This window comes from Myroides sp. LJL116 (assembly GCF_054871685.1).
On record NZ_JBTXLR010000004.1, the window covers coordinates 203,844 to 216,985 of the forward strand.

Consider the following 13,142-nt stretch of genomic DNA (forward strand, 5'->3'; position numbering starts at 1 on the left):
CTTGGAATGAAAAGTGGTATTGTATTGGTGACTTTATTTTTCTTTCTGTGTTTTTCAGTAAAAAGTTTTGCTGACAAGCCCCTGATTTCTTTGAAAGTTAAAAAGCAGAATAATTCTTTATCTTATAAAAGTAATCTAGATAGTCTGGGGTTTAAATCACTTACAAATAAAGTAGATAGTTTAGCAAAAAACACTTTAGAACAAGGAAATATTAATTCATTAGCCATTGCTATTTATAGTGATGGGTTTGTTTATCAGCAATATTACCCTGTAATAGATATGGATAATAAAACCTTGGCAACCAAGAGTCCTTTGTATGAAATAGCTTCTATTTCTAAAGTGTTTTTAGGTTCCTTAACGGCTAAAGCTGTTTTGGAGGGTAAAATCAAATTGAGTGATGATATTACTACCTATCTATCAGGGCAATACACTAATTTAGTCTTTCAAGGCAAACCAGTTACTATAGAAAATTTAGTAACCCATAGTATGGGAATGGACAGTAAGGCGCCTAAGAAATTAGCTCAAATATACCAAGATGTAGCACAAGGTTATTACCAAGATAAAGCCTTTGATTATTCTATGGAGGATTTTCTACAAGAGCTTAAAGATATAAAGCTAGATAAACCACCTGGTGAAGTTTATCAGTATAATTCTGTAGGACCTGAAGTAATGGCATATATCCTAGAAAAGGTATACGATAAACCTTATAGAGAATTGTTAGAAGAATTCTTAATCCAGTTGGATTTAAAGCAGACTTTTTTATTAGACGATAACTACCATCAAAAACCAATAGCAGTGAGCTTTGATTCTAGTGGTAACATAGCTTCCTTACTTAGAAACCCCTTACTTGGAGGTTCATATGGTATGATTTCTACTTTAGAGGATCTTACTAAATTTATGGTATTTCAATTACAAGCCAACCCTTTATGGATCAAAGAATCCTCCCGCTTACTTTTTGTGGACCAAGAACATGGAGATGATAAAGGATATTTTTGGGATGTAGGATATGGTAAAACAGAAGGAGCTTATTATGGTAAGACAGGAACCTCTAATGGGGTACAAAGTGGTATCTTGATTTGTCCAGACTCTCATTACGGTATGATTATAATTATGAATAATACCAGTGAAATTGCTCAAGACAACTGGGAGGAGTTATATAATAAAGTGGAGACAGAGCTGATAAGGTATAGTCTAAACTTATAAGGAATGGAAGTAGATTTTATGATTTGTATAAAACAGGAATAATACTTAACAAAAGCAGTATATTATAATACATTAAGCAAATAGATTAATAATCAAAAAAGCATGAAATTGGAGGATTGATCTGGCATAGCAATGTAATTAAGAATCGGAGAAGTGAAAATGATTTATACCAAAATAAAGGATACTAATAGAGATATTATTTAATTTATAAGAAACAATATGGCATTATTAGAGGATGAAAAATATGAGTTAGTCCTTATAGAGGCTCGACAAGCAATGACAGCTGTAAAGCAAGAAAGAATAAAGGATTATTTAAATTTAGCAGAATTGGGCTGGAGTAAATTTCCTGAACCAAAACAGAAGTGGATTCAAGGATATAATTATGCTAAAAATTTCTTTAACTGGAGTTTAAAACTCAATGATTTAGAACAAGCCAACAAATGGTTGGAAAGGATGATTGCCAATAATGAGCATTTAGCTCATTCAGATGAGGAAGTATTATTTAATAAAGCAAAGTATTTATTCGAGGTAGATCAGCATGATCAAGCATTGCAATGCTGGAAAGAAGTAGTCAAAGAAGCAGGTTATAGGTACTTCGAAAGAGAGGATTCTAAATATTTAAACTTTTACTTGAGCCAGACTAAATAAAAGAATTATCCACTACTAAAAGAGATGCTTGTTTAGGATAGTGAGTTTAAAAGCAAGAGGACCTCTAAAGTAAAGCTGCTATTTAAATTGGCTTACTACGAATCTTTCAGAGATATATTAAAAATAAAAAACCCGCAAACTCAATGAATTTACGGGTTTATCATTTCACTTAGTTGAAGTGTTGTCGGGGTGGCAGGATTCGAATAGATTATTGTAAGTATCTTTAAAACAATCAGTTGTCTTGTGTGTAAAAAACTAACTCACCTGATAGCTCACGTCTTAGAAAGGTGAGTAAGTCAAAAGTAGTAAAATTGTTTATATTAATAGTAATAAGAAAGGTTAGCGAATTGCTAACCTTTCTTTATGTGGTGAGCCCCGGTATCGAACCAGGTTTCCTATTTTACTCTTTAAATATATTCATCCTTTCAGATTATTTCGGTCAACTCACCTTCGATACCGAAACTCAATGAAACTAGTAGATTTCCTAAAAGACTCAGCATATAACCTATTGATAGGTTAGTTATAATTGATTTTATTGTTTCCATACATTGTAGTTTTTTATTATTCAACCATCTGTCGATGACAATTACCAAGATATCTTTTAGATGAATCATACCAAAGAACGCAATAAGAATTTCCAGCTTTTCATATTTTGAGATTAAATATTTCGAACTATTCTTTACTAAATTACATTAAATATATTTAATTTAGGTGTATTATCGTATGATGGTGTGACAATTTTTTGTTTTTATAAATCCTAAATCGATATTTTGTTTTTTGTAAATGGTTGATTAGTAGTGTTTTTTCTTTTTAATAGTGATGTTTTTTTTAAAAAAAGTGACGCTTGATTTTAAGTAATTTTATTAAATGGAAAGTTTTGAAAAAATAAATTATAAAGTATGAAAAATATTTTGTCAGTTTAAATAATCATCGTAATATTGCGATATGTATTTAAGTATAAAACAATGGGAGTAACAAAATCAGAATTATTTAGTGATAAGAAGAATAAGTTATCAGTTATGTTTAAGGTTTTAGGGCATCCAGCCAGACTCGCAATTCTTCAGTATATTATCAATCAAGATGCTTGTATTTGTAATGATTTGGTAGAAGAACTTGGATTGGCTCAAGCTACTATTTCGCAGCACTTAAAAGAGCTTAAGAATAGTGGACTTATAAAAGGAACAATTGATGGTAAGTCAGTTTGTTATTGTATTGACGATGCAGTTTGGAATGAGTTTTTTGAGGAATTTAAAATGTTTTTCACTCAAAGAATACTTTCAGAGGGGTGCTGTTAATATTTTTTATTCAAAATCATCGTAATATTACGATTATAATAAAACAAAATGGAAATATAATATGAAATTATCAGAAGTAAAAGCAGTCTTAGGAAATTTAGATCGAGTAGATTTTCAATTTGAAGATGGAACGTTTGTGGCAGAACACTTCCATGTAACAGAAGTAGGTCAAGTAATCAGAAAGTTTATTGATTGTGGAGGAACAATAAGAGAAGAGGTTAAAGTAAGCTTTCAATTGTGGAATGCGGATGATTATGAGCATCGTTTAAAAGCAGGTAAATTGCTTAATATTATTCAATTGTCAGAAACAAAATTAGGTATTGGTGACGCAGAGATTGAAGTAGAGGTTCAAGGTAAAGAAACAATAGGAAAATATTTCTTAGAATTTAATGGAACTCATTTTCTATTAAAAAACACATTGACTGCTTGTTTAGCTGAAGATGCTTGTGGGATTACACCAAGTAATCAGGTAGCTCCAACTAGTTGTTGCGATCCTAACTCTGGATGTTGTTAATCTTAAAAAAGTAAAAGATGTATAAAACATTATCAACTACAATTAGCACTATACTTGAATCACAAATGATAAGTGATAGTAGAAAAGAAGTTTTGGCTCCTTTGGTGGCTTATATTCAATCTAAGGTTGATTCGAAATCTCCAATTCGAATCAATTTTATCTGTACACATAATTCAAGAAGAAGTCATTTGACTCAGATTTGGATGCAAGTAGCGGCTAGTTACTATGGCATTGCAAATGTTACTTGTTATTCAGGAGGAACCGAGCAAACAGCTATGTATCCAATGGTTGCTACAGTTCTGAAAGAACAAGGACTTGATGTATTTAAAATTGCAGAAGGAGAGAATCCTATTTATGCTATAAAGTATGGTGATAATGAAGTTCCTATTATTGGTTTTTCTAAGAAGTACGATGCTGCTTTTAATCCAAGTGGTGATTTTGCAGCGGTAATGACTTGTTCACAGGCTGATGGAGGTTGTCCTTTTATAGCAGGTGCTGAGCGAAGAATCCCTATTACATTCGAGGATCCTAAGGCATTTGATGGAACAGCAAATCAACAAACAGGATATTTTAATCGAAGTATTGAAATTGCAAGTGAAATGTTTTACATCGTATCACAAATTAAAAAGTAAGTTATGCAAGTTAGAATGAAATTTTTAGATAGATACTTAACCCTTTGGATATTCTTGGCTATGGGGATTGGTGTTTTGATAGGAAATGTATTTCCAAGTGTTTCTAATATAATGGATAAACTATCTATTGGAGCTACCAATATTCCGCTGGCTATAGGGCTAATCATCATGATGTATCCTCCACTGGCTAAGGTTGATTATAATCTATTACCAATGGCTTTTAAGGATAAGAAAGTACTAAGCTTATCTCTTTTCTTAAACTGGATTGTAGGACCTGTTTTAATGTTTGTGTTAGCTATTATTTTCATGCGTGATGAACCAGATTATATGGTAGGTTTGATCCTCATTGGTTTAGCAAGATGTATCGCTATGGTGATTGTATGGAATGATTTAGCAAAAGGAAATAGAGAATATGCTGCCTTACTGATCGCATTAAACAGTGTGTTCCAAGTGCTGTTTTATAGCTTTTTTGTATGGCTTTTTATCAACGTATTACCTTCTTATTTTGGATTTGCGGATTATGCTATTTCTATTAAGATGAGTGATGTTGTACAGAGTGTACTTATTTATTTAGGTATTCCATTTTTAGCTGGATTTTTAAGCCATAAGTATTTAATTAAAGTAAAAGGAGAAGATTGGTTTAAGCGTAAGTTTATCCCTTTTATTTCACCCTTTACTTTATATGCTTTACTGTTTACTATTGTGCTTATGTTTAGTTTAAAAGGAGAACAAATTGTTCAGTTACCTATGCAGGTAGTTAAGGTGGCTATTCCACTTGTTATCTATTTTGTATTAATGTTCTTTGTTAGTTTTTTCGTAAATAAGTCAATGAATGTGGATTATGATAAAAATGCTGCTATTTCTTTTACTGCATCAGGTAATAATTTTGAATTAGCGATTGCGGTGGCGATTGCTGTATTTGGGATACATTCTCCTCAAGCTTTTGTTGGGGTTATCGGGCCTTTAGTAGAAGTTCCTGTATTGATTTTACTGGTTCGTGTGAGTTTATGGATGAAAAAGAAATATTATACAAAGTAAAATATAGCCTTTATGAGAAGTTTTGTAAATGATAATAAAGTTGATCAAAATGATTATGATTTAATCATTATTGGTGGTGGTCAAAGTGCTTTGGCTTGTGGGTTCTATTTAAGAAGAACACAAATAAAGTATTTGATTTTAGATCAGCAATCTCAACCAGGAGGAGCTTGGATTCACGGATGGGATTCATTGTCTTTGTTTTCTCCTGCTGAGTATAGCTCTTTACCAGGCTTTCTGTTTCCTAAATCAGAAAACTATTATCCTGTTCGAGATGAGGTTATTTCCTATATGGAAGATTATCAGTCTAAATATGAACTACCTGTAAAAAGATCTGTTCAGGTTACAGCAGTTTTAAAGCAAGAGGGAGGATTTACTTTAAAAACTTCGATTGGCGATTTCAAAGCAAAAGCAGTAATATCTGCTACAGGAACATGGGCTAGTCCTTTTGTTCCTGTATTTAAAGGTTTAGATCAGTTTAAAAATGAACAATTACATTCTGCTTATTATAAAAATGCTTCAGATTTTATAGAAAAAAAAGTATTGGTCATTGGTGGAGGTAACTCTGGAGCACAAATTTTAGCAGAAGTTTCAAAGTATACGGCTGTTACTTGGTCAACAATAGGAGCACCAGCTTTTTTGCCTGATGATGTTGATGGTAGAGTTCTTTTCGATGTAGCAACGCAAAAATATAATGAGCAAAAGGCGGGCAATGATCAGGTACAAGCAAAATATAATGTAAGAAGTATTGTTATGGTTCCTCCTGTTGTGGATGCTAGAGGTAGAGGTGTGTTAAATAGCAAAGGAGAGATCGAACGTTTTACTGAAACTGGTGTTGTCTGGAAAAGTGGAGAAGAAGAAAACTTTGACGTTGTAATTTGGTGCACAGGATTTAAACCAGCATTAAAGCATTTAGAACCTTTAGGAATACTTCAACCAGATGGCAGAGTGAATACCAATGGTAACAGCAAAGTTGAAGGAATTAATGGTTTGTGGCTTGTAGGCTATGGTGATTGGACTGGTTTTGCTTCTGCAACATTGATAGGAGTTGGTAGGTCTGCTAGGAGTACAGTGGAAGAAGTTGGAGATTTTTTAAAGTTGTAAGAAGAACTTTAGATAAATTGTTCGTATATTTACGAACAGATTAATTTGATAAGTGATAAGGGTATGTTGAAAAGAGACTTAACAGAAAAACAAATAGAGATAGCAAGAATAACGAAGGCTTTATCTCATCCTATACGAGTTGCCATTTTAGAAATGCTTGCTTCTCAGGAGTGTTGTTTTCATGGAGATATGTCAGAGGTATTACCTGTAGCAAAAAGTACATTGTCTCAACATTTAAAAGAATTAAGAGAAGCTGGCTTGATTCAAGGAACGATTAATTTACCTACAGTAAAGTATTGTATTAATAAGGAGAATTGGCGAATTGCTAAGCAACTATTAAATGAGTTTTTTGAAGATATTAAAAAGCCTTCTGAGTGCTCATAAAAAAAAATTACTTTCAATGTTCGTAGTTTTACGAATTACGAACATTAACAATTAGTGAAACTAAAAATTTAATAACATCAAAATTATTACTTATGAAAATAACTTTTTTAAGCCTTATCTGTATGTTGGCTTTAGTTACTAGTTCATGTTCAGACAAGAAAAAAACACAAGAACATGATGCGTTAGTCGAGTCGAGTATAGAAGCATTAGATCAAGAGCAGACTATACAAGAGAAATCGGATAACACGATGGTTTATGTTTATTATTTCCATGGAAAGCAACGTTGTAAAACTTGTTTAGCAGTTGGAGACTTAACTAAGAAAACTGTAGAAGGGCCTTTTGCTAGTAATGAGTTAGTGAAGTTTATAGAAGTAGATACAAGTGAAAAGCAGTATAGTGATTTAGTAGAGAAATATGAGGTGACTTGGAATGCACTTATTATTGCAAAGGGAGATGATTCAATTAATCTAACAGAAGATGCTTTTGCAACAGCACTAACAACACCAAAGGTATTAGAAGAGCTTATAGTTGAACAAGTAAACAAAAAACTTTAATGTTAGATGGAATTACTACAACAATTAGTAGACAGTTCTGATATTCCAATAGTAACTGCGTTTTTGTTGGGACTGATGACTGCTATTAGTCCTTGTCCTTTAGCTACTAACATTACAGCTACAGCTTATTTAAGTAAAGATATTACAGTTAAGCGTAAAGTACTATTTAATGGACTGTTTTACACCTTAGGTCGTGCATTTACTTATACTGTATTAGGTGTTATTTTCTATTTTGGAGCAAGTAAGTTTCAAGTAGCAAAACTATTGCAAAATGTAAGTGGTGTTTATTTAGGAATTGGATTAATCCTTATCGGTATTTTAATGCTCGATATTATTAAATTAAATATACCAGGAGTAGGATCACTAAGTCAGAAGGTAAATCAAAAGAACTTTAAGAAGAATTACTTCAATGCTTTTTTACTTGGTGTTTTATTTGCTTTAGCGTTTTGTCCTTACAGTGGAGTATTGTTTTTTGGAGTGATGATTCCTTTAATTATGGCGAGTACTTCAGGATTATTATTAGCACCAGTTTTTGCATTAGCAACGGGGTTACCTGTTATCATCATAGCTATTTTACTTGCTTATAGTATATCTAATGTAGGGCATTTTTACAATAAGATGAAGAGTTTTGAAATATGGTTCAGACGTATTATATCTGTTGTTTTTATTGTTGTAGGTGTTTATTATATATATGTGAATTTATAAAAAAATAGATATGGAAATAATAGTTTTAGGTACAGGTTGTGCCAAGTGTAAAGTAACCTTAGAAACCGTAGAATCTGTAGTAAAAGAATTAGGTTCTGACATCAAAGTTACAAAGCAGGATGATATTATAGAGATTGTAAAATATAACATTATGTCTTTACCTGCTTTGGTTATTAATGGAGAAGTTACTGTTAAGGGGTATGTTCCATCAAAAGAAGAGGTAAAGGAATTAATTAAAAAACATCAGATATGAAAAATGAAGTAAAGATTTACGATCCAGCTTTATGTTGTCCAACAGGGCTTTGTGGGGTTAATATTGATCCTGAATTAATGCGTATTGCTGTTGTAATAGAAAGCCTAAAGAAAAAAGGCATTTTAGTTGAGCGATTTAACTTACGTGACAATCCTCAAGTTTATGTAGACACTAAAGTAGTTAATGACTTTATCCAAAAAGAGTCTATCGATAATTTTCCTATTACTACCTTAAATGGTGTAATTGTTCTTACCAAATCATATCCAAGTAATAAGCAAATTTCAGAATGGCTTGAAGTGTCAGAATTTGATTTGATTGTTACAAAATAACCTAACCAATTTTCAATTTCAATTTAGTTCGACATACCTAAATGTATGTCGAACAGGAATTGTATTGAATAAAAAAAATAGTAGTTATGAGTAATTTTAAACTATATAATCCCTCTAATGAAGGGTTTACAAAATATATTTTCTTTACAGGTAAAGGAGGAGTAGGAAAAACATCAATTGCATGTGCTACTTCTTTAAACTTAGCAGACAGTGGGAAAAATGTATTACTTATTAGTACAGACCCTGCATCAAATTTGCAAGATGTATTTGATATACCTTTGAGTAATAAGGTAACTAAGTTAAAAGATATTCCCAATCTTTCTATTTTGAATTTAAACCCAGAGCAAGCAGCTTTAGAATATAAAGAATCCATAATAGGACCTTATCGAGGAAAGTTACCTGAGGCTGTTTTATTTAATATGGAAGAGCAACTATCAGGATCATGTACAGTGGAGATTGCTTCTTTCAATGAATTTGCAGATGTAATTACCAATAAAGAGAAACACGATTTATATGACCATATTGTTTTTGATACTGCACCAACAGGACATACACTTAGAATGTTACAACTACCAGCAGCATGGAATACATTCATTGATGAAAATACAACAGGTGTTTCTTGTCTTGGGCAATTGTCTGGATTAGGTGATCGTAAAGAGGTATATGAGCAGGCAGTAAAAACATTGAGTGATAAAAATAATACAACTTTATTTTTGGTGAGTCGTCCAGATGAAACACCGTTAAAAGAAGTGGAGCGTTCATATAAGGAGTTACTTGAGTTAGATATACAATCTCAGCGTTTAATTATCAATGGAGTGCTAGAGAATTTTGATCAGGATGATTCTATTTCAAGTAAGTTGTATAAATGCCAGCAAAGTGCCTTAGAAAATAGAAGTAAAAGGCTTCTTGATATTCCAACCTATTATGTTCCATTAAGATCGTATAATATGACTGGAATTGATAATATTAGAAATATGCTTATTTCTAATACAAGTGCAATTTTGACTGAGAATAGCTTAGACAAAAGCGAGTTACAAGATATTGATATATTAATAGAAGACCTTTTCATTTCTAAGAAAAAAGTGATTTTCACGATGGGTAAAGGAGGTGTAGGGAAAACAACAATAGCTGCTCGAATCGCTAGAGGACTGGTTAAAAAAGGAGTTAAGGTTCACCTAAGTACAACAGATCCAGCCAATCACTTAGAGTATGTAAATACAAAGGTAGAAGGACTTACTGTTAGTCATATTGATGAGAAGAAGGTGTTAGAAGCTTATAAGGAGAAAGTTTTAACTAAGGCAAGACTAACTATGGGAAACAGTGATTTAAGTTATATTGAGGAAGATTTACGCTCTCCTTGTACACAGGAAATAGCTGTTTTTAATGCTTTTGCTGAGATTGTAGCTATAGCAGATCATGAAGTAATTGTTATCGATACAGCACCAACAGGTCATACTTTATTGTTATTAGATTCAACTCAAAGCTATCACAAAGAAGTAGAGCGTACACAAGGAGATATTAGTGAGGCTGTTCAGAATTTATTACCACGTTTAAGAAATGAACAAGAAACAGAAGTAGTCATTGTTACGTTACCAGAAACAACGCCTGTATTTGAAGCACAACGCTTACAAGAAGATCTTGTAAGAGCAGGTATACACAATAAATGGTGGGTAATAAACTCAAGTTTATATCTCACAGATACAACAAGTACTTTCCTGAAGGATAAAGCAAAAACAGAAGTACAATGGATTAATAAAGTCAATGAACTTTCTAAAGGTAATTTTGTTGTAATACCTTGGATGGCAAATGTTTATTAAGTGATTGAAATGAAAAGATATCTATACTCTAGAATAAAATCGATTGTGAAAATCTATAAGTCAATTGATTAATAAAAAAAAGTTAATTCTTTTCTAAGCACAGTATATTTATTTTTATTATCGTAATATTGCGATGTTATTTGTCGGTAATAATTAATTTGACTCAAGATAAAAATTGATTATTACAAATATCTCTTCTTATCCATCGTAATATTGCGATACATAAGAAAGGGTTAAATTTTTTTATATTAATTAAAAAATAAGAATTATATGAATACAATGTTAAAAACTATTGAATATTTTATTTTAATTTCAGTAGAGTTATTAGTGCTTTTTCTAATAATTAGTATGATAGTAGAATTATTGTTAATGTATATTCCAGCTGAAAAGCTTCAAAAAAAGCTTTCAGGAAAGGGCATAAAGGGAAATATTATAGGTGCCTTTTTTGGTTCAATAACACCGTTTTGTGCATGTTCTACTATTCCAATGACTCTTGGTTTTTTAAATGCAAGAGTACCTTTTGGGTCAACAATGTCTTTCCTTATTGCTTCTCCTTTATTAAATCCTATTATAATAGGTATGTTGGGAGTAATGGTGGGTATTAAGGCTGCTCTTTTATATTTTATAGTAGCGTTTACTTGTGCAGTATTATTTGGCTATGTTTTAGAAAAGTCAGGTGGTATAAAATATCTTAAGAATGTCAGTTTTAAGGATAAAGAAAATAATTTTAGTCAAGAACAATTGCTAAAGGAATTGTCTTTTTGGCAAAAAGTAAAACTATCTTTTTTAAACTCTTGGAATGGAATGAAACCAATACTAATTTATCTTTTTATAGGAGTTGGGATAGGAGCTCTTATCTACGGTTATCTTCCTGAAAGTTTTATTATGAGTGTTGCTGGACCAGATACTTATTTATCAATTCCTATAGCTGCTCTAGTAGGTGTTCCTTTATATATCAGAGCAGAAACAGCAATTCCTATTGGAATGGCTTTGATGGATAAGGGGATGAGTTTAGGAACAGTAGTAGCTTTAATTATAGGTGGAGCTGGAATGGCTATTCCAGAAATGTCAATGTTAGCAGCAATATTTAAAAGAAAAATGGTAGTAATGATAGTAACAGTTATTTTTTTAACAGCTATAATATCAGGTTATGTATTTAATTTATTAATTTAAAAATGAAAACAATGAAAACAAATCAAAAAAAGAATATTCTCCGCAATCTATTTAATTTTAAAAACAAAAAATGCGATTGTGCAATTGAAATTATAGAAAATACTAATATAGAAAGTTCTGAAGAAAGTATAGAAGTTTGTGAAAAGAGCAAGTCAATCGATAATTCAGAGAAAACGACATCTTCATGTTGTAAGTAAACAAAGAACTATTAATAGGCTTCCGGTTTTTGGTACACCTCTAAATTTGAAGAAGAGGACACTTACCATAAACTGTGTAAGTATAAAAATCTGCTTGGGTAACTAAGTAGATTTTTTTATATTTAGACATCTAGGGATACAAAGAAGATTTTCTCCAATGAAGTTTTCAAGCAGTTAAAAGCTTAAGAAGACTTAATTAGATATTCTGCTCTATTCTATACTGAATCCTAAAAATGTCTAACTTTTAGGATTCAGTATAGAATCTTTAACCAACTTTTGTTGGAATGTCTACTTAACTTCCTTTTTTATAGAATTATAAAAACTTGTAATCGAAAGTATATTAGAAGGAGAGTTAAACACTTCTCATAGACAATGAAAGACATGGGCGTAGAAAGGATCAAAACGTAAATAATGGTTATACTAGAAAGCCCATAAAAAAGTAATTTTGCAGAAGATATAATTAAAGTACCACATGATAAAGATGTTACTTTTAATTCAATGATTGTTTCTAAAAGAAAGAACAAGATAGACGAATTGGAGAAGATAATCATTTCTTTATATACTAATAAGAGGGGAAGAAGTAGGGGGCCAAATGCATTAAAAAACCTTGACTATTATCGTTTTCTTTTTTATTCCACAATTTTACTAGTTACTTCCATATTCATAATTTTCAATTACAAATAAAGTGGTTCTGTCAATGTCAAAGATATATATAATGAAAGAATGTAATAGTTCAATATCTGTTTGATTCGAATCATGTTGTCACTTTTTATTTTGATCCAATTTGAAGAAAGCAAAGAAGTTTTTAATTATTAAAAAAACTTCTTTGAGTTGGAATTCATACTGATTCTTATGTAAATAAGAGGTGGGATTATGATTGAATTAAAAAACAGAATAAAGGATATTCCGAATTCATATTATTTGAATATATCTATTTTTATGTTAATTCAACTTTTTGCATACTCACTAAGTTTGTACTTAAGCTATTATTATGATTTGAAATGAAAATTAAAAACCCGCAAACTCAATGAATTTGCGGGTTTATCATTATATTAGCCCCTAAATAAGCTGGAGTGAAATTAATAAATTAATTACATAACTTTGGACTTATGAAATATAAGAAATGGAGCTTATCTGATAAGCTATCAATTTTACAGGAAGCAGAAGAATACGGGGCAATAGAAACTTGTCGTAAACACAGTTTAAGTACAGGTACTTTCTACTCATGGAAGAAGAAATTCGATTCTCAGGGAGAATCGGGATTAAAGCCTGCTGTATCTGATAAATCAAAAGAACTTA

At 31.3% G+C, this 13,142-nt stretch carries 15 protein-coding genes; all 15 read left to right on the forward strand.

The features are described from left to right. Positions 1-6 precede the first annotated feature (6 nt). On the forward strand, positions 7-1,203 hold the full coding sequence (locus ACYSNM_RS05525; protein WP_461755972.1) for a serine hydrolase domain-containing protein: 1,197 nt from the start codon (positions 7-9) through the stop codon (positions 1,201-1,203). 219 nt (positions 1,204-1,422) lie between these two features. Then, complete coding sequence (locus ACYSNM_RS05530; protein ID WP_461755973.1) at positions 1,423-1,851, forward strand: hypothetical protein; 429 nt, start codon at positions 1,423-1,425, stop codon at positions 1,849-1,851. A 965-nt stretch (positions 1,852-2,816) separates the two neighbouring features. Then, a complete protein-coding gene (locus ACYSNM_RS05535; RefSeq protein ID WP_461755988.1) occupies positions 2,817-3,146 on the forward strand; it encodes an ArsR/SmtB family transcription factor in 330 nt (109 codons plus the stop codon). A 61-nt stretch (positions 3,147-3,207) separates the two neighbouring features. Then, the gene (locus tag ACYSNM_RS05540; protein WP_461755974.1) at positions 3,208-3,660 is read left to right on the forward strand and encodes a DUF6428 family protein; all 453 of its coding nucleotides are present in this window, start codon (positions 3,208-3,210) and stop codon (positions 3,658-3,660) included. Positions 3,661-3,677: 17 nt separating this feature from the next. Next, complete coding sequence (locus tag ACYSNM_RS05545) at positions 3,678-4,292, forward strand: arsenate-mycothiol transferase ArsC (RefSeq protein WP_461755975.1); 615 nt, start codon at positions 3,678-3,680, stop codon at positions 4,290-4,292. 3 nt (positions 4,293-4,295) lie between these two features. Beyond that, the gene (gene arsB / locus ACYSNM_RS05550; protein WP_461755976.1) at positions 4,296-5,330 is read left to right on the forward strand and encodes an ACR3 family arsenite efflux transporter; all 1,035 of its coding nucleotides are present in this window, start codon (positions 4,296-4,298) and stop codon (positions 5,328-5,330) included. A 12-nt stretch (positions 5,331-5,342) separates the two neighbouring features. Beyond that, positions 5,343-6,431: an ArsO family NAD(P)H-dependent flavin-containing monooxygenase gene (locus ACYSNM_RS05555; RefSeq protein WP_461755977.1), complete on the forward strand. Its 1,089-nt coding sequence runs from the start codon at positions 5,343-5,345 to the stop codon at positions 6,429-6,431. A gap of 63 nt (positions 6,432-6,494) precedes the next feature. Continuing rightward, entirely contained in the window at positions 6,495-6,815 is a 321-nt protein-coding gene (locus ACYSNM_RS05560) for an ArsR/SmtB family transcription factor (protein WP_461755978.1), read from the forward strand. 92 nt (positions 6,816-6,907) lie between these two features. Next, on the forward strand, positions 6,908-7,369 hold the full coding sequence (locus ACYSNM_RS05565; protein ID WP_461755979.1) for a nitrophenyl compound nitroreductase subunit ArsF family protein: 462 nt from the start codon (positions 6,908-6,910) through the stop codon (positions 7,367-7,369). Positions 7,370-7,375: 6 nt separating this feature from the next. Beyond that, complete coding sequence (locus ACYSNM_RS05570) at positions 7,376-8,074, forward strand: aromatic aminobenezylarsenical efflux permease ArsG family transporter (protein ID WP_461755980.1); 699 nt, start codon at positions 7,376-7,378, stop codon at positions 8,072-8,074. 10 nt (positions 8,075-8,084) lie between these two features. Continuing rightward, the gene (locus ACYSNM_RS05575; RefSeq protein WP_006260102.1) at positions 8,085-8,327 is read left to right on the forward strand and encodes a thioredoxin family protein; all 243 of its coding nucleotides are present in this window, start codon (positions 8,085-8,087) and stop codon (positions 8,325-8,327) included. Continuing rightward, entirely contained in the window at positions 8,324-8,656 is a 333-nt protein-coding gene (gene arsD, locus ACYSNM_RS05580; protein WP_461755981.1) for an arsenite efflux transporter metallochaperone ArsD, read from the forward strand. The genes ACYSNM_RS05575 and arsD overlap by 4 nt, the downstream gene beginning before the upstream one ends. Before the next feature lie 86 nt (positions 8,657-8,742). Next, a complete protein-coding gene (gene arsA, locus ACYSNM_RS05585) occupies positions 8,743-10,473 on the forward strand; it encodes an arsenical pump-driving ATPase (protein ID WP_461755982.1) in 1,731 nt (576 codons plus the stop codon). A gap of 270 nt (positions 10,474-10,743) precedes the next feature. Then, entirely contained in the window at positions 10,744-11,646 is a 903-nt protein-coding gene (locus ACYSNM_RS05590) for a permease (protein ID WP_461755983.1), read from the forward strand. A 1,306-nt stretch (positions 11,647-12,952) separates the two neighbouring features. Further along, positions 12,953-13,142, forward strand: a 190-nt coding sequence (locus ACYSNM_RS05595) for a transposase (protein ID WP_461755984.1), incomplete at its 3' end; no start/stop codon positions are given.

Excerpts from the sequence above, each read along its gene's own strand:
- ACYSNM_RS05555 (WP_461755977.1), top strand. The coding sequence starts at position 5,343 with ATGAGAAGTTTTGTAAATGATAATAAAGTTGATCAAAATGATTATGAT.
- ACYSNM_RS05570 (WP_461755980.1), top strand. The coding sequence starts at position 7,376 with ATGGAATTACTACAACAATTAGTAGACAGTTCTGATATTCCAATAGTA.
- ACYSNM_RS05530 (WP_461755973.1), top strand. The coding sequence starts at position 1,423 with ATGGCATTATTAGAGGATGAAAAATATGAGTTAGTCCTTATAGAGGCT.
- ACYSNM_RS05535 (WP_461755988.1), top strand. The coding sequence starts at position 2,817 with ATGGGAGTAACAAAATCAGAATTATTTAGTGATAAGAAGAATAAGTTA.
- ACYSNM_RS05540 (WP_461755974.1), top strand. The coding sequence starts at position 3,208 with ATGAAATTATCAGAAGTAAAAGCAGTCTTAGGAAATTTAGATCGAGTA.
- ACYSNM_RS05590 (WP_461755983.1), top strand. The coding sequence starts at position 10,744 with ATGAATACAATGTTAAAAACTATTGAATATTTTATTTTAATTTCAGTA.
- ACYSNM_RS05560 (WP_461755978.1), top strand. The coding sequence starts at position 6,495 with ATGTTGAAAAGAGACTTAACAGAAAAACAAATAGAGATAGCAAGAATA.
- arsB (WP_461755976.1), top strand. The coding sequence starts at position 4,296 with ATGCAAGTTAGAATGAAATTTTTAGATAGATACTTAACCCTTTGGATA.
- arsD (WP_461755981.1), top strand. The coding sequence starts at position 8,324 with ATGAAAAATGAAGTAAAGATTTACGATCCAGCTTTATGTTGTCCAACA.
- ACYSNM_RS05525 (WP_461755972.1), top strand. The coding sequence starts at position 7 with ATGAAAAGTGGTATTGTATTGGTGACTTTATTTTTCTTTCTGTGTTTT.
- arsA (WP_461755982.1), top strand. The coding sequence starts at position 8,743 with ATGAGTAATTTTAAACTATATAATCCCTCTAATGAAGGGTTTACAAAA.
- ACYSNM_RS05545 (WP_461755975.1), top strand. The coding sequence starts at position 3,678 with ATGTATAAAACATTATCAACTACAATTAGCACTATACTTGAATCACAA.
- ACYSNM_RS05565 (WP_461755979.1), top strand. The coding sequence starts at position 6,908 with ATGAAAATAACTTTTTTAAGCCTTATCTGTATGTTGGCTTTAGTTACT.
- ACYSNM_RS05575 (WP_006260102.1), top strand. The coding sequence starts at position 8,085 with ATGGAAATAATAGTTTTAGGTACAGGTTGTGCCAAGTGTAAAGTAACC.